This is a genomic window from Streptomyces sp. NPDC012935 (assembly GCF_042900345.1).
Taxonomy (GTDB): Bacteria; Actinomycetota; Actinomycetes; order Streptomycetales; family Streptomycetaceae; genus Streptomyces.
On record NZ_JBIBBC010000016.1, the window covers coordinates 60673 to 77445 of the forward strand.

The window sequence follows — 16773 nt, forward strand, 5'->3', positions numbered from 1 at the left end:
GGCCACGCCAACCCTCCCTGCAAGAACACGGCCGTCGCCGCACAGCCGGAACCACTTCAAGAGGACCAGCCTTGACCACCACCCCCGCATCCGACGGCCGCTCCGATACCGGCAAGCAAGGCTCGTCCGCCCCACCGCTCTTTCAGTCAGTGCCGCCCGCGTCGCACTTGGGAGACGCCTGGCAGGGAGGAGGCGCACCGCAGGAACGCGTGCCGGCACAGGGAGGCCGGGGCGGGCGGGTACCACTGCGTGCGCCGACGCAGGGAAGCGCCTCGGACGCCGAGTGGCTGCATGACGACGGCACTTCTGATCTCCTTGCGCATCCCGACCCGCACATCGCAGCCCAGGCCGCCGCCGTGGAGAACCTGCTCCGCTGCTGGGTGCGCGAGACAGACCTCCCAGCACCCGACAGGGGGATCCTCCGTATCCCCTTGCCTGCCAGTGGCACAGCCCTGCTGGTCCCCGTCGGCTACTGGTCCCCTACGGGATGGCACCGCTTCGGCCTCCCGTACCTAGCCGACGCGCCGCGCCAGTCCCCACCGACGGACGCGGTCACTCTCGCCGCACTGCTCGCCAGGGAGACGCTCTGGGGAGGGAGCCCTGCCGACGTGGCGTCCGGCGCCGGCCTAGCGGTGCCTTTCCCCGCGCCCTCGACCTCTGCCGCGCCCCTGGCCTCTGCTGCACCTCTGATCTCTGCCGCACCCCCGACCCCTTCCGCACCCCCGACCCCTTCCGCACCGCCGACCTCCTCCAGTTCGCCGCCCGACCCCGCGTCCAGGTCCTGCGCCCCTCCAGCACTCACACCGACAGCCCTGATCGGCCCCGCGATCTCCGCCGCGACTGACCTCGGTGCCCGTGTCGCAGACTCTGTCCGGCGAACCGTCACCTTCATCAGTGAGCGTCGTGCAAACCCCGCTGACACCTCCGACCTGTTTCTCGCGGCCGAGCAGGCGCTCCTGCTCGGCCACCCGCTCCACCCGACGCCCAAAAGCCGCGAGGGTCTCGCCGAGGCCGAAGCACAGCAGTACTCGCCCGAATTGCGTGGCTCCTTCCCCTTGCACTGGCTGGCTGTCGCTCCCTCCGTACTCGCCGCTGACTCGGCCTGGACCGAACGGGGACGTGTTGTCCCCGCCGTCCAGCTCACGTCCCGACTCGCCGGCCCTGAGCTGCCGTTGCCCGACGGCTACGCGGCTCTGCCCGTGCACCCTTGGCAGTTGCACGAGGTCCGGCACCGTCCCCAGACTGCGGCGCTGCTCGATTCCGGACTGCTCCAGGACCTTGGGGTCCATGGCGGCCCGTGGCACCCCACCTCCTCCGTACGAACCGTCTACAGGGCCGGCGCCCCCGCCATGCTCAAGCTGTCGCTGGGCCTGCGGATCACCAACTCCCGCCGTGAGAACCTCCGCAAGGAACTGCACCGCGGTGTTGAGGTACACCGGCTCCTGCGCAGCGGTCTGTTCACGCAATGGCAGGCGGAGCACCCGGGCTTCGACATCGTCCGCGACCCGGCATGGCTCGCCGTCGACGGACCGGACGGCGTCCCAGTGGCCGGTCTCGACGTGATGATCCGGCACAACCCCTTCCGGCCTTCCGACGATGTGTCCTGCGTAGCCGGACTCGTCTCGCCCCGCCCGTGCGCAGAACCCGGCACCGCCTCAGGCCCACCCGGGTCCGGCAGGCAGTCGCGGTCGTCCCGTCTGGCTGAACTGGTCACGCGTCTCGCCATCCGAACAGGACGCTCTCGTGCAGCCGTTGCCGCCGAGTGGTTCATGCGCTACCTCGAGCAGGCTGTCCGCCCGGTGCTGTGGCTGGACTCGGAGGCCGGAGTCGCCCTGGAAGCGCACCAACAGAACACGCTCCTCGTGGTGGACGCTGACGGCTGGCCTTCGGGCGGCCGGTACCGCGACAACCAGGGTTACTACTTCCGCGAGTCCCGGCGCGCGGAACTCGAAGCCCGGTTGTACGGCATCGGTGAGCACAGCGACACCTTCGTCTCGGACGAAGTGACCGACGAGCGCTTCGCGTACTACCTCGCGATCAACAACGTGTTCGGCCTGATCGGAGCGTTCGGCTCCCAACGTCTCGCCGACGAGCGACTGCTGCTCGCTGCCTTCCGTCGCTTCCTCGGCGAGGTGGCCTCCGGTCGTGGCCGGCTCCGCACCTCACTACCCGCCCACCTGCTCGACTCACCGGTTCTGCGTTGCAAGGCCAACCTGCTGACCCGGCTGCATGGCCTCGATGAACTCGTCGGCCCGGTCGACACCCAGTCCGTCTACGTCTCCATCGCCAACCCCCTCCATTCCTGACCACTCACCTTGCCCCTGGTCCCTCGCCACAGCGCACCTCTGAGTCAGGCCTCACCTCCGATCAGGTCGCCCTCCATCGCTCGGCTTCCGCACCCCCGACATCGCCCCCGGCTGTCACCAACCCCTTTCATCCCTGAGGAACATGCCCCACCCCACCTCCTGAGAGGAGCGTCGCGGTGCCTCCTACCGACGCGAGTGCCGACGCCGGTACTGCCCCCGTCAACGACATCGGTGCCGCTGTGAGCCTGGGTGCTCATGGTGGCCGTATCGCCGAGGCGGGCTTGAGCGCAGACAGCGAGGACACGCTGGACATGCGCCTGCCCGACGAGATCGTCGCTCTCTTCGCGGAGGAAGCCGGTGCCGCCGGGGAGCGGAGTTCAGGCGCAGCCTCGGTCCTACTCGCCTCAGGTCCAGATCTTCCGAACGCCGACGATCTGCTCGACCACGTTGCGAGATGGGGGCCGATCAGCACACCTGCAGGAGTGCTTCACCTTGTCCCGGTGCGGATCGAACGAGACCTTCCGATCATCGACCGGTGGATGAACGACCCCGCCATCGCCGCCTTCTGGGGGCTGGCCGGGCCCCAGAACGCGACCGAGGAGCATCTGCGGTCCCATCTCTCCGGTGACGGACGTAGCGTTCCGTGCCTGGGCCTGTTGGACGGTACGCCGATGAGCTACTGGGAGATCTACCGAGCCGACCTCGACCCGCTCGCCCGGCATTACCCGGCCCGCCCCCACGACACCGGAGTCCATCTCCTCATCGGTGCCATCGGCGACCGCGGCCGAGGACTCGGCGGCACCCTCCTTCGAGCCGTCGCCGACCTGGTCCTCGACAACCGACCCGCCTGCGGTCGCATCGTGGCCGAACCGGACATTCGCAACACCCCTTCCCTCGCTGCTTTCCTGAGCGCCGGGTTTCGGTTCTCCGCCGAGATCGATCTGCCCGCCAAGCGGGCCGCCCTCATGGTGAGAGACCGGAGCCTGCGCCATCTGTTGTGACACCGTGTCGCAGCGCCATCACAATTGGTACACCGGCCGGGCCGCTCTGGTTCCCACCCGGCACTGGCTCGCAGTCGAATCCTCGGAACACTCGAAAATTCGGCTCAGTCGCAAACGAGTCGACTCAGTCGCAACCGAGTCACCCTGACCACTCCCGAACCGTCCACACCCCCGTATGCGCAGCACCTGACCGCAATCGGACCAACCCCACACCCACCCGAACCGAACTGATCCCGACCGAAGAGCCCCTGGTCTTGATCCCGTCCCCGGCCTCCACCGTGATCGCCCGTTTGTCAGTGCCTGGCCGTAGGGTGGTCACGCTATGACGAAGCCCCCACTCCCCGAACTCCTGCATGCTGCCGTCACTGCCGTCGGCGGTACGGAGCGCCCCGGCCAGGTGACCATGGCCGAAACCGTCGCGGAGGCGATCGACGGCGGTTCCCATCTGCTGGTCCAGGCCGGCACCGGCACCGGAAAGTCGCTCGGCTACCTCGTGCCCGCGCTCGCGCAGGGGGAGCGCGTCGTCGTGGCGACGGCCACCCTGGCCTTGCAACGACAGCTCGTGGAGCGGGACCTTCCGCGCACCGTCGATGCTCTGCACCCGCTTCTGCGCCGGCGCCCCGAGTTCGCGATGCTCAAGGGCAGGTCTAACTACCTTTGCCTGCACCGCCTGCACGAGGGCGTTCCGCAGGATGAGGACGAAGGCCTCTTCGACCAGTTCGAGGCGGCCGCGCCGACCAGCAAGCTGGGGCAGGACCTACTGCGGTTGCGTGACTGGTCGGACGAGACGGAGACGGGTGATCGCGACGATCTGACACCCGGTGTCTCCGACCGGGCCTGGGGCCAGGTGTCGGTGTCGTCGCGGGAGTGCCTGGGCGCTTCCAAGTGCGCGTACGGCGCTGAGTGCTTCGCCGAGATGGCCCGTGAGCGGGCCAAGCTCGCGGAGGTCGTGGTTACCAACCACGCACTGCTCGCGATCGACGCCATCGAGGGTGCCCCCGTCCTCCCGCAGCACGAGGTCCTGATCGTCGACGAGGCGCACGAGCTGGTCTCCCGGGTCACTGGAGTCGCCACCGGCGAGCTCACGCCCGGCCAGGTCAACCGCGCGGTACGCCGCGCCGCGAAGCTCGCCAACGAGAAGGCCGCAGACCAGCTCCAGACCGCCGCCGAGGGCTTCGAGCGGCTGATGGAGCTGGCCCTGCCGGGCCGCCTGGAAGAGATCCCGGAGGACCTCGCCTACGCCCTCATGGCGTTGCGGGACGCCTGCCGTACCGTCATCTCCGCGATCGGCACGACCCGCGACAAGTCCGTGCAGGACGAGGACGCGGTCCGCAAGCAGGCGCTGGCCTCGGTCGAGTCCGTGCACGACGTCGCGGAGCGGATCACGAACGGCTCCGAGTGGGACGTCGTCTGGTACGAGCGTCACGACCGTTTCGGCGCGTCCCTGCGCGTGGCCCCGATGTCCGTATCGGGCCTGCTGCGGGAGAAGCTCTTCGCTGACCGTTCCGTCGTCCTGACCTCCGCGACCCTGAAGCTGGGCGGCGACTTCAACGGCGTCGGCGCCTCCCTGGGCCTCGCTCCCGAGGGCACGGAAGGCGATGACCTTCCGCAGTGGAAGGGAGTGGACGTCGGCTCGCCCTTCGAGTACCGCAAGCAGGGCATTCTGTATGTCGCCAAGCACCTGTCGCGCCCCGCGCGGGACGGCGACCGCGGGGACATGCTCGACGAGCTGACCGAACTGATCCAGGCGGCAGGCGGCCGCACGCTCGGGCTGTTCTCCTCGATGCGAGCCGCCCAGCTGGCCGCCGAGGAGCTTCGCTCCCGCATCCCCGAGTTTCCGATCCTCCTGCAGGGCGAGGAGACGCTCGGCGAGCTGATCAAGAACTTCGCGGCCGACCCTCAGACCTGCCTCTTCGGCACGCTGTCCCTCTGGCAGGGAGTCGATGTGCCCGGCCCCAGCTGTCAGCTGGTCGTCATGGACAAGATCCCGTTCCCGCGCCCGGACGACCCATTGATGAGCGCGCGCCAGAAGGCGGTGGAGGACGCCGGCGGAAACGGCTTCATGGCGGTCGCCGCCACTCATGCCGCGCTGCTGATGGCCCAGGGCGCCGGCCGCCTCGTACGGGCATCTGGGGACCGCGGCGTCGTTGCCGTACTGGACCAACGGCTGGCGACGGCCCGGTACGGGAGCTACCTGAAGGCGTCACTCCCCGGCTTCTGGTACACGACGGACCGTAATCAGGTTCGGAAGTCGCTGGCCGCGATCGATGCGGTGGCGAAGAAGGCTGAGGCAGAAAAGCAGCCGCAGGGATGACAGCCAGGGCGAGGATCGGGGGTTAGCCTGTCGCGGCCCGCGACAGGCTAACCCCCGATCCAGATCCCGCTGACAACGGGGTTCCGTACTGCACTGACCACGGGGTCCGTACCGCACAGCGTGAAGCAGCGGCACCGAGTCTGAAGTAGTGCGCGTAGGGGCCGGCCCTGGACAGCACAGGGCCCCGGAACCGGCGCAGGGGTCCCGGGGCCCGGTCAGAGGGCGCAGCTTTGGGCTTCGCCCGCCGCAGCCGTCACACGCGCCGCAGCACTGCCACCACCTTGCCCAGGATGGTCGCGTCGTCGCCGGGAATCGGCTCGTACGACGCGTTGTGCGGGAGGAGCCAGACGTGGCCGTCCTCGCGCTTGAAGCGCTTGACGGTGGCCTCGCCGTCGAGCATGGCGGCGACGATGTCGCCGTTCTCCGCGACCGGCTGGCGCCGGACCGTGACCCAGTCGCCGTCGCAGATGGCGGCCTCGATCATCGAGTCACCGACGACCTTCAGGACGAAGAGCTCGCCGTCGCCGACCAGCTGCCGGGGGAGGGGGAAGACGTCCTCGACCGACTCCTCCGCGAGGATCGGGCCACCGGCGGCGATGCGGCCGACCAGCGGGACGTACGACGCGGCAGGCTTGCCTGCGGTGTCCGTGGGCTGCACGGAGGCGGCCTGGTCGGAGCCTCGCACCTCGTACGCGCGCGGGCGGTGCGGGTCGCGGCGCAGGAATCCCTTGCGCTCCAGTGCCATGAGCTGGTGGGCGACCGAGGACGTGCTGGACAGGCCGACCGCCTGGCCGATCTCGCGCATCGACGGCGGGTACCCACGCCGCTGTACGGAATCCCTGATGACTTCGATCACGCGGCGCTGGCGGTCGGTGAGCCCTGAACTGTCCGCCCGGATGCCGGGAGGTCGGCCCGGCAGGGAGCGCTTGTGTCCCTCGGGACTCATGGCTTCGTTCATCGCATGCACCGGCTCGAGTCGGCCCTGGGAGCGGTCCTGGGCAGTGATGGTGGCACTGTCTGCGGTGGTGGTCACGTCGGCCCCTCTCGATGGTCTCCCTGCTGCACAACGGTAGTTGCTTTCGAAAGGTTGCGCCAAACACACGTTCGAGTGAAAAATCGCGAATCACCTGACGTGATCGTGTGTCTGGGTGTATGGCTGACGTGCTGCCCGGCGGGCAAAAGGGGCCATTGTTGTACCCTTCACCGCCGGGGTGACGACCTCGTGGGCTCTTGCCCCAGTCTGCCATCCGGGATCGGATCAACCTGGAACCGACCCTCATCTGTGCTGGAGTCCCACGTCCCCTCCGTGTGGCGCTCACGGTATCTCCGTATGTGCCGTGGGGATACGGCCGTGCATCAAGTGCGCGGCGCGTCGGTCCGGCCGTATGGCACCTGGCAATGTCCGAGCGACACGCGCGTATGGCGTCGATGTATGAGCCAATCCCCACATCTAGTGGTTGGATTGCAGCAGCAGCCCAGAAGTTGTGGTCCCCCCGGTCTTCGACCGCTCGGAGATCGCCTATGCTTGGGGCTGCTTCGCGGGGCCCATGAGGTCCAGCGAGGCTATTGAGTCTGCTGTGAGGAGGGTTGGGAGTTATGCACTGCCCCTTCTGCAGGCACCCCGACAGTCGCGTCGTCGACAGCCGTACGACCGACGACGGCACGTCGATCCGCAGGCGCCGCCAGTGTCCTGACTGCTCCCGTCGTTTTACGACCGTGGAGACGTGCTCACTGATGGTGATCAAGCGGTCCGGAGTCACCGAGCCATTCAGTCGTACCAAGGTCATCAACGGTGTGCGCAAGGCATGCCAGGGACGACCTGTCACCGAGGACGCGCTCGCCCAGCTCGGCCAACGGGTCGAGGAGGCGGTGCGGGCCACCGGGAGCGCCGAACTGACCACCCACGACGTGGGGCTGGCCATACTCGGCCCATTGCAGGAGCTCGACCTCGTCGCCTATCTGCGATTCGCCTCCGTCTACCGGGCGTTCGACTCGCTCGAGGACTTCGAGGCCGCGATCGCGGAACTCAGGATGGCGACGGGACGCACCGCCGCGGACGACGACGACCGCGAGGACAGCGCACGCGCAGTCACGGGGGGCCAGGAGGACGACCGCGGGTCCGGAGGGACTTCACAGGTCCCCGTGCCCGCCAACGCCGCCGATTGAGGGTGAGCCGGAACCGGTCCTCGGACCTCCGGTCCGGCCGAGAGGCGGCGACAGAAGACCTGCTGCGGGTCGCAGTCCGACGGTGCCCGCAGCACCAGACAGAACACCGTGCCACGGGGAACATCGGGGCACTTCAGGGCGTTTTAGCCCGTACAGGGAGGCGGCATGACAGAGACGGCGAGCGGTCCGGCACGGAGTTCCCGCGCCAAGGGCACCAAGGCGACCAAGGGACTGCGTATCGAGCGCATCCACACCACCCCCGGCGTGCATCCGTACGACGAGGTGGCCTGGGAGCGCCGTGACGTCGTCATGACCAACTGGCGCGACGGCTCGGTCAACTTCGAGCAGCGCGGCGTGGAGTTCCCCGACTTCTGGTCGGTGAACGCGGTCAACATCGTCACCAGCAAGTACTTCCGCGGTGCCGTCGGCACCCCGCAGCGTGAGGTCAGCCTCAAGCAGCTGATCGACCGCATCGTGAAGACGTATCGGAAGGCCGGCGAGGACTACAAGTACTTCGCCTCGCCCGCCGATGCCGAGATCTTCGAGCACGAGCTGGCGTACGCCCTCCTGCACCAGATCTTCAGCTTCAACAGCCCCGTCTGGTTCAACGTGGGGACCCCGCAGCCCCAGCAGGTCTCCGCCTGCTTCATCCTGTCCGTCGACGACTCCATGGAGTCGATCCTCGACTGGTACAAGGAAGAGGGCATGATCTTCAAGGGCGGCTCCGGCGCAGGCCTGAACCTGTCCCGCATCCGCTCCTCAAAGGAGCTGCTGTCCTCCGGCGGCAACGCCTCCGGTCCGGTCTCCTTCATGCGCGGCGCCGACGCCTCCGCAGGAACGATCAAGTCGGGCGGCGCCACCCGCCGTGCCGCCAAGATGGTCATCCTCGACGTCGACCACCCCGACATCGAGGACTTCATCCAGACCAAGGTCAAGGAAGAAGAGAAGATCCGCGCCCTGCGTGACGCGGGCTTCGACATGGACCTGGGCGGCGACGACATCACGTCCGTCCAGTACCAGAACGCCAACAACTCGGTCCGTGTGAACGACACGTTCATGAAGGCCGTCGAGGCGGGCGGCAAGTTCGGCCTAACCTCCCGCATGACCGGCGAGGTCATCGAAGAGGTCGACGCCAAGGCCCTGTTCCGCAAGATGGCCGAGGCCGCCTGGGCCTGCGCCGACCCCGGCATCCAGTACGACGACACCATCAACCACTGGCACACCTGCCCGGAGTCCGGCCGTATCAACGGCTCGAACCCCTGCAGCGAGTACATGCACCTGGACAACACGTCCTGCAACCTCGCCTCGCTGAACCTGATGAAGTTCCTGAAGGACGACGGCAAGGGCAACCAGTCCTTCGAGGTCGAGCGCTTCGCGAAGGTCGTCGAGCTGGTCATCACCGCGATGGACATCTCCATCTGCTTCGCGGACTTCCCGACGCAGAAGATCGGTGAGAACACACGCGCGTTCCGCCAGCTCGGCATCGGTTACGCCAACCTCGGCGCCCTGCTGATGGCGACCGGCCACGCGTACGACTCCGACGGCGGCCGCGCCCTCGCCGGTGCCATCACCTCGCTGATGACGGGCACGTCGTACAAGCGTTCCGCCGAACTCGCCGCGGTCGTCGGCCCGTACGACGGCTACGCCCGTAACGCGCAGCCGCACCTGCGCGTCATGAAGCAGCACGCCGACGCCAACACCGCGGCTGTTCGCATGGACGACCTGGACACGCCGGTGTGGGCCGCGGCCACGGAGGCCTGGCAGGACGTGCAGCGCCTTGGTGAGAAGAACGGTTTCCGTAACTCCCAGGCGTCCGTCATCGCCCCGACCGGCACCATCGGCCTGGCGATGTCCTGCGACACCACCGGCCTCGAGCCGGACCTCGCGCTGGTCAAGTTCAAGAAGCTGGTCGGCGGCGGCTCGATGCAGATCGTCAACGGCACGGTCCCGCAGGCCCTGCGCCGCCTGGGCTACCAGGAGGAGCAGATCGAGGCGATCGTCGCCCACATCGCCGATCACGGCAATGTCGTCGACGCCCCGGGCCTCAAGCACGAGCACTACGAGGTGTTCGACTGCGCCATGGGCGAGCGCTCCATCTCCGCGATGGGCCACGTCCGCATGATGGCCGCCATCCAGCCGTGGATCTCCGGCGCCCTGTCCAAGACGGTCAACATGCCGGAGTCGGCGACCGTCGAGGAGGTCGAGGAGATCTACTTCGAGGCCTGGAAGATGGGCGTCAAGGCGCTCGCCATCTACCGCGACAACTGCAAGGTCGGCCAGCCCCTCTCCGCCAAGACCAAGGAGAAGGAGAAGACCGAGATCACGGAGAAGGCTGAGGCCACCATCCGTGAGACGGTCGAGAAGGTCGTCGAGTACCGCCCGGTCCGCAAGCGCCTGCCGAAGGGCCGTCCCGGCATCACGACGTCCTTCACCGTCGGTGGTGCCGAGGGCTACATGACCGCCAACTCCTACCCGGACGACGGTCTCGGCGAGGTCTTCCTGAAGATGTCCAAGCAGGGCTCGACTCTCGCGGGCATGATGGACGCCTTCTCGATCGCAGTCTCGGTGGGTCTGCAGTACGGCGTGCCGCTGGAGACGTACGTCTCGAAGTTCACGAACATGCGCTTCGAGCCGGCCGGCATGACGGACGACCCGGACGTGCGGATGGCGCAGTCGATCGTCGACTACATCTTCCGCCGCCTGGCGCTCGACTTCCTGCCCTTCGAGACGCGCTCCGCGCTGGGTATCCACTCCGCCGAGGAGCGTCAGCGTCACCTGGAGACCGGTTCGTACGAGCCTTCCGACGACGAGGTGGACGTCGAGGGTCTGGCCCAGTCGGCACCGCGCGCACAGGAGCTGAGGGCCGTCGCCACGCCGAAGGCCGAGGTCGAGGCGGCCAAGCCCGCTCCGCAGCAGGCGCACACCAGCGCCGAGTTGGTGGAGATGCAGCTTGGCATCCAGGCCGACGCTCCGCTGTGCTTCTCCTGCGGTACGAAGATGCAGCGGGCCGGCTCCTGCTACATCTGCGAGGGCTGCGGCTCGACCAGCGGCTGCAGCTGAGGCCGATCAGGGGCTGCACGATGAGTCGGGCAGTACCTGAGGTGCCTTGAGGAGATTCCCGTGAAAAGGGGCGCCGACCACGTGGTCGGCGCCCCTCTTCATGTAGGGCCGTCTTCGCCGGATGCACCGACGAACGTACGAGTGACGCTCAGGGCCGGCGAGCCCTGCCCATGGTCTGCGTGAACGTCGCCGGGTCGTCCTCGAAACCGTGGATGCCGGAGTGGAACTCCCACGTGCTGGTGCCCTCGCGCACGAACTCCGCGACCGTGGCCGCCGTTGATCCGAGGACCCCGCCGAAGTCGTCCTCGGCCATGACGGTGTAGCCCTCACGGATGCGCAGGGCCGGATTGATCACGCTGACGAAGGTTCGCTGCGAGGGGCGCTGCTGGATCGCGACACCGACCAGCACGCGCGCGTACCGGCCGTCGAGCCTGTCCAGCTCCACGGTCAGGACCTCGTCCCAGCCGAAGCCCTTGCCGTCCTGGCTGTCCCGGTTGAGATAGATGGTGCCGTCGGGAGAGCGGCTGTCGAAGTGCACCACATAGGCGGGATCGCCGTACGGATCGCTCGCCAGGTAGGTAGCGGCGACGAGGTCCAGGTCGGTGGGCGGATCACCCGCCGGACTCGGATCCCACTTGAGCGAGACCTCGACTTTCCGGATCCCCTTGTTGATGGCGTTCACCGGGCTTCCCCTTCCCCGTTGCGCTTATGGCTCAGCCTGAACTGCCCAGCAGACGAGGCCGGTTGCCCATCCTGCCACGCGCGCGGCAACGTACGCCGAAGAGCTCTCCTGCCGAGCGTGACCGGCGCCACGCTCCGTGGCCTTACCATGGCGCGGTGCTGGTCAAGTGGATTCGCTGCACCGTGGTGGACCGCCGCGGCTTCGAGCGGGGGCAGCGAAAGTGGGCGGGGCTTCCGGGGGAGCCGGGATTTCGGGGGCAGGGCGGGGGTTGGAGCAGGGGGCGGCAGGGGGTCGCGCATGTCTTCTCATTCTGGGAGAGCCGTTCCTTCTACGACTCGTTCATGGCGCGCTCCCACCACAGACTGGCGGCGGCCCAGTCGGGCACCTACAAGGACATGCAGGTCAAACTCTTCGACTACCGCTTCGACGTGAAGACCGGCTTCGAGCCGCGCTTCACCGACGCGGACCTTGTCCGAGTGGCCCACTGTCGTGTCCACGAGGACCGGGCCGAGCACTTCACGCTCATGCAGGAGAAGGTCTGGAACCCGGCGATGGCCGGCTCCCCGGGCATGATCCGTGGGCTGTTCGGCGAGGCGCCGGGCCATGAGTTCCTGGTGCTGTCGATGTGGAGGTCGGCCGCGGAGCACGGCAAGTACCGCACTGAGCGCGTAGAGCGACTGGCGCTGCGGGCCCAGACGGAGGCGGACGTCGCGGCACTCACGGGTGACATCGTCGAGCTTGAATCGACCTGGACGGTTTGAATTCCGGACTCGCTGGGAGGGGCTTCCTGGTGTTGCCGCTGGTGCAGGAAATGTGTGACCTACGCCGTATGAGGCCCGCTCCAGTCCACGATCGGCCCGCAACCGATCTAGGGTTTCGGCATGGCACGACCACGGCGCATCGTCCTTGTCCGGCACGGCGAGTCAACGGGCAATGTTGATGACACCGTGTACGAGCGTGAGCCCGACCATGCTCTGGCCCTGACCGAGCGCGGCTGGCGCCAGGCCGAGGAGACGGGCAAACGGCTGCGGGAGGTGTTCGGCCACGAGCGAGTCAGCGTGTACGTCTCGCCCTACCGCCGCACCCACGAAACGCTGCGCGCCTTCCACCTGGATCCCGAGGCGATACGCGTGCGCGAGGAGCCCCGGCTGCGTGAGCAGGACTGGGGAAACTGGCAGGACTGCGACGACGTCCGCCTCCAGAAGTCCTACCGGGACGCTTACGGCCACTTCTTCTACCGCTTCGCCCAGGGGGAGTCCGGCGCCGACGTGTACGACAGGGTCGGCGGCTTCCTGGAGAGCCTGTTCCGCAGTTTCGAGGCGCCCGACCATCCACCGAACGTGCTGCTCGTGACCCACGGGCTGGCGATGCGCTTGTTCTGCATGCGCTGGTTCCACTGGACGGTCGCGGAATTCGAATCGCTGTCGAACCCGGGGAACGCGGAGATGCGGATGCTCGTTCTCGGGGACGACGGCAAGTACACGCTTGACCGGCCTTTCGAACGCTGGCGAGATCCGGAACCGTACGGGATCACCGGATAGAGTGGCAGGGCGATGACCGCTGATTCCTCCCCCGAAGGGCGCCTGGACCGCGCCCTCGCCAGCCTGCGCGGACTCGCGGTGGGAGACGCGCTGGGCTCGCAGTTCTTCGTCCCGGTGAACTACCCGCTTCTGAAGCGCCGTGAGCTGCCGTCCGGCCCCTGGCAGTGGACCGACGACACGGAGATGGCCTGCTCCGTGGTCGCCGTTCTGGCCGCTCACCACCGCATCGACCAGGACGCTCTGGCCCGCTCCTTCGCCGAGCACCATGACTTCGACCGGGGTTACGGCCCCGCGGTCAACCGGCTGCTGCGCCTGATCCGGGAGGGCGGTGACTGGCGCGAGCTGTCGGCCGCGCTCTTCAACGGGCAGGGTTCCTGGGGCAACGGCGCCGCGATGCGGATCGCACCGCTGGGCGCCTGGTACGCGGACGACCCGGAGCAGGCAACCCATCAGGCCGAGATCTCGGCCTACCCCACGCATCAGCACCGCGAGGCAGTCGTCGGCGCCATGGCCGTCGCCGCGGCTGCCGCGCTCGCCGCTGCTCCCGTCGGTCCGCCCGGCCCTGAATCGCTCCTCGACGACGTCATCGCTCTGATCCCGAAGAGCGCGGTCGGGGCGGGCCTACGGCGCGCGCGGGACATGCTCGACTATGCCGACGCGGCCACCGTCGCGGCTGTGCTGGGCTGCGGACGACGTACGACGGCCCACGACACCGTGCCCTTCGCGCTCTGGTCGGCCGCGCGGGCTCTCGGCGACTATGAGCGGGCCTTCTGGACGACTGCGCAGGTCGGCGGCGACGTGGACACCACGTGCGCGATCGTGGGCGGAGTGATCGGTTCCGGGAAGGCCGGGGCGGTGCCGGCGGAGTGGGCGGAGCGGACCGAGGCACTCCCGGAGTGGGCGCCCGCGTCGGTGTAGCGCCGTTCAGCTGCCCGGTCGAAACCTTGCTCGGGCCCGCGCCACGGACTCGCATGACTTTCTGTGCTTGACGGGAACTCTGTGTGACCGTCGGTCCGTTGTCGTGGCAGTTGATGTGCGACCCCCGGGGGTCCGCGCATGCAGGTGTCACGCGAGGGTGCCAGGGGGGTGGAGCAATGGGGTTCATGTCGGTGCTGGGCGTGTTGCTCGTCTCGGTGGCCGCCGCGTGGGGCGGGCTTCCGCTCTCTCGCCGCAGCGGCGCCGGCCGGACACGGGGCGCCGTGAGGGTGGTGCGGTTGGCCGGACGTGGTCCGATGTCCTACGTCCCCCGGACCACGTCCGGCCATCCGCGGCCCTTCGAGGGCCCCATCGGGTCAGCCGGCCATCGGACCCGCCGTGCCGGCGAGGGCCTCCAGATCGCTTTTGCGGACCCGGATCACGAACCACGCGGTGACCAGTGCGAGTACGGCCATTGCGGCGGCGGCCACGAAGCCCGTCGAGATGCCCTGGGTGAGCACTTCGTGGCCCCATGGACCGGGCAGCTGATGCGTCTTGGCGAACTCCGCCTTCTGCTCGGCCGATCCCTCCGCCATGAACTTCGGCAGCTGCTTCTCCGTCTCGTCCTTGCTGGCTGTGCCGAACACCGTGGTCAGGATGGACAGGCCGAGCGAACCGCCCACCTGCTGTGTGGCGTTGAGGAGTCCGGACGCGGCGCCGGCCTCATGCTGGGCGACGCCGGAGACGGCGGTGACGGTCAGCGTCACGAAGTTCAGTCCCATGCCGAAGCCGAACAGCAGCATCGGGCCGAGCACTCCGCCGACGTACGAGCTGTCGGCGCTGATGAGGGTCTGCCAGGCCAGCCCGGTCGCAGTGAGCGCCGAGCCCACGAGCATGAACGGCTTCGGGCCGAGCACCGGCAGGAAGCGCTGCGACAGGCCCGCGCCGACGGCGATCACGACCGTCACCGGCAGGAAGGCGAGGCCGGCCTCGATCGGGCTGTACTGCAGGACGTTCTGCACGAACAGCACGATGTAGAAGAACATGCCGAACATCGCAGCGGCCAGGCTGAGCATGATCACGTACGTGCCCGAGCGGTTGCGGTCGGCGAACATCCTGAGCGGGGTGATGGGCTCCTTGGCCCGCGACTCGATGAACGCGAAGGCCACCAGCAAAACCACCGCAGCGCCGAACGACCCGATGGTCAGGCTATCCCGCCAGCCTTCGTCCGCCGCGCGGATGAAGCCGTAGACCAGGGCGGCCATACCCCCGGTCGAGGTCAGCGCCCCCGCGATGTCGAAGCGTCCGGAGTGCCGTTCGGACTCGCTGATGTACAGCGGCGTGAGCACCGCGATCAGGACGCCTATCGGCACGTTGACGAACAGCACCCACCGCCAGTCGAGCCATTCGGTGAGCATGCCGCCCGCGAGCAGACCGATGGCGCCACCGCCCGCCGAGACGGCGGCGAAGACGCCGAACGCCCGGTTGCGCTCGGGGCCTTCGGGGAACGTCGTGGTGATGAGCGCCAGCGAGGTCGGCGATGCGATCGCGCCACCCACGCCCTGGAGCACGCGGGCGGCAAGCAACTGCCAGGGTTCCTGCGCGAATCCGCCGAGCAGGGAGGCGAGGGTGAACAGCAGAATGCCGGCCATGAAGACCCGGCGGCGGCCCAGAATGTCACCGGCGCGGCCGCCGAGAAGCAGCAGGCCACCGAAGGTGAGTGTGTATGCGCTGACGACCCACGTGAGGTCGGTGGTGCTGAAGTTCAGGGCATTCTGAATGTGCGGGAGCGCGATGTTCACAATCGTCGCGTCGAGTACCACCATGAGTTGGCAGGCCGCGATGACGGTGAGGGCGATGCCGGGATGCCCCTCCCGGCGTGCCGCACCTGGTTTCTGATCTTTTATCAACTGAGAGGTTGTCACTATGGGTCCCCCACAAGTGCCTTAGTGAACGCTCGCGTTCACTGTCGCGTCAACCGTAGTGAGTCCCCAGTAGTGAACGCAAGCGTTCACTTATGTTGGTGTCGCGCGGTCTGTCCCCCCGTAGTGGCCGCGCGCAGTTCCCGTATCCCCGAAACCCCCGCTTCGCTTGTTCGTTGGAGACGCTCAGATGGTTACCTCGCGATGGACGGCCGACCCCGCTCAGGCGGCCTCTCCCCGCCGCCGTGGCGCCGCGCTCGAGCGCGCGATCCTCGATGCCGCGCTGGAGCAGCTCAGTACGGTCGGATGGAACGGCCTCACGATGGAGGGAGTCGCGGCCGGCGCTCAGACGGGGAAGGCTGCCGTCTATCGGCGCTGGCCCTCCAAGGAGGACCTCGTCGCCGATGCGCTGCGGGCCGGTCTGCCGAGCTTCGTGTCGGCTCCCGATCTTGGGAGTGTGCGCGAAGACCTGCTCGAGCTGTGCCGCCAGGCGCGCGAGGCGATGTTCTCGCGCCCCGGTTTCGCGCTGCGTTCGGTCATTCACGAATGCGACAGCCTCCAGGCTGAGCGCTTCCATGGTGTGATCTTCGAGGGGGTCGTGGAGCCGACGATCGCTTTGCTCCGGGACGTCGTCAACCGCGGCATTGAGCGGGGAGAGGTGCGGGCCGACGCGGCAAACGGGTATGTCTTCGACGCCATTCCGGCGATGATGATGTATCGATCAAAGATGTGCATGAGCGAATGGAATGATCGAGATCTCGAGGAGATGGTCGACCAGTTGATGCTTCCACTGCTGCGCCCGACGGCTCCCTGAATCGTGGCTGGACCGGCCCTGAGGTGGCTTCGGCGAACCAGGGTGTCGAAGC

At 68.0% G+C, this 16773-nt stretch carries 11 protein-coding genes and 1 pseudogene; 9 read left to right on the top strand and 3 right to left on the bottom strand.

The window, feature by feature from the left end; all coding sequences use genetic code 11:
- The first annotated feature begins 71 nt into the window (after nucleotides 1-71).
- From ACFY5C_RS31295 to ACFY5C_RS31305, 3 genes are all read left to right on the top strand, one after another.
- Nucleotides 72-2306 (top strand): IucA/IucC family protein, encoded by a 2235-nt coding sequence (locus ACFY5C_RS31295; RefSeq protein WP_389450404.1) that lies wholly within the window; start codon nucleotides 72-74, stop codon nucleotides 2304-2306.
- Nucleotides 2307-2482: 176 nt separating this feature from the next.
- On the top strand, nucleotides 2483-3307 hold the full coding sequence (locus tag ACFY5C_RS31300; RefSeq protein ID WP_389450407.1) for a GNAT family N-acetyltransferase: 825 nt from the start codon (nucleotides 2483-2485) through the stop codon (nucleotides 3305-3307).
- Between the two features lie 322 nt (nucleotides 3308-3629).
- Nucleotides 3630-5621, top strand: a complete 1992-nt coding sequence (locus ACFY5C_RS31305; RefSeq protein ID WP_389450410.1) for an ATP-dependent DNA helicase — start codon at nucleotides 3630-3632, stop codon at nucleotides 5619-5621.
- A 253-nt stretch (nucleotides 5622-5874) separates the two neighbouring features.
- Here the strand turns inward: ACFY5C_RS31305 and lexA are convergent, their stop codons facing one another.
- The gene (gene lexA / locus ACFY5C_RS31310) at nucleotides 5875-6654 is read right to left on the bottom strand and encodes a transcriptional repressor LexA (RefSeq protein ID WP_389450413.1); all 780 of its coding nucleotides are present in this window, start codon (nucleotides 6652-6654) and stop codon (nucleotides 5875-5877) included.
- A gap of 563 nt (nucleotides 6655-7217) precedes the next feature.
- Between lexA and nrdR the strand changes: the two genes are divergently transcribed.
- On the top strand, nucleotides 7218-7787 hold the full coding sequence (gene nrdR / locus ACFY5C_RS31315; protein WP_389450415.1) for a transcriptional regulator NrdR: 570 nt from the start codon (nucleotides 7218-7220) through the stop codon (nucleotides 7785-7787).
- Between the two features lie 165 nt (nucleotides 7788-7952).
- On the top strand, nucleotides 7953-10847 hold the full coding sequence (locus tag ACFY5C_RS31320) for a vitamin B12-dependent ribonucleotide reductase (protein ID WP_389450418.1): 2895 nt from the start codon (nucleotides 7953-7955) through the stop codon (nucleotides 10845-10847).
- Nucleotides 10848-10995: 148 nt separating this feature from the next.
- On the opposite strand, the pseudogene ACFY5C_RS31325 reads toward ACFY5C_RS31320, so the two are convergent.
- Nucleotides 10996-11553 (bottom strand): annotated as a pseudogene (locus ACFY5C_RS31325) (TerD family protein); the annotation flags it as partial.
- 131 nt (nucleotides 11554-11684) lie between these two features.
- Here ACFY5C_RS31325 and ACFY5C_RS31330 point away from each other — a divergent pair.
- The 3 genes from ACFY5C_RS31330 (at nucleotide 11685) to ACFY5C_RS31340 (ending at nucleotide 13988) form a co-directional block, all read left to right on the top strand.
- Nucleotides 11685-12290, top strand: a complete 606-nt coding sequence (locus ACFY5C_RS31330; protein WP_389450421.1) for a YdbC family protein — start codon at nucleotides 11685-11687, stop codon at nucleotides 12288-12290.
- Between the two features lie 120 nt (nucleotides 12291-12410).
- Nucleotides 12411-13070 (top strand): histidine phosphatase family protein, encoded by a 660-nt coding sequence (locus ACFY5C_RS31335; protein WP_389450424.1) that lies wholly within the window; start codon nucleotides 12411-12413, stop codon nucleotides 13068-13070.
- A gap of 12 nt (nucleotides 13071-13082) precedes the next feature.
- Complete coding sequence (locus ACFY5C_RS31340; RefSeq protein WP_389450427.1) at nucleotides 13083-13988, top strand: ADP-ribosylglycohydrolase family protein; 906 nt, start codon at nucleotides 13083-13085, stop codon at nucleotides 13986-13988.
- Nucleotides 13989-14362: 374 nt separating this feature from the next.
- Here the strand turns inward: ACFY5C_RS31340 and ACFY5C_RS31345 are convergent, their stop codons facing one another.
- Nucleotides 14363-15910, bottom strand: coding sequence for an MFS transporter (locus tag ACFY5C_RS31345; RefSeq protein WP_389450430.1), 1548 nt, complete (start codon nucleotides 15908-15910; stop codon nucleotides 14363-14365).
- Between the two features lie 187 nt (nucleotides 15911-16097).
- Here ACFY5C_RS31345 and ACFY5C_RS31350 point away from each other — a divergent pair, with 187 nt between their 5' ends.
- Nucleotides 16098-16721: a TetR/AcrR family transcriptional regulator gene (locus ACFY5C_RS31350; protein WP_389450433.1), complete on the top strand. Its 624-nt coding sequence runs from the start codon at nucleotides 16098-16100 to the stop codon at nucleotides 16719-16721.
- Nucleotides 16722-16773 lie beyond the last annotated feature (52 nt).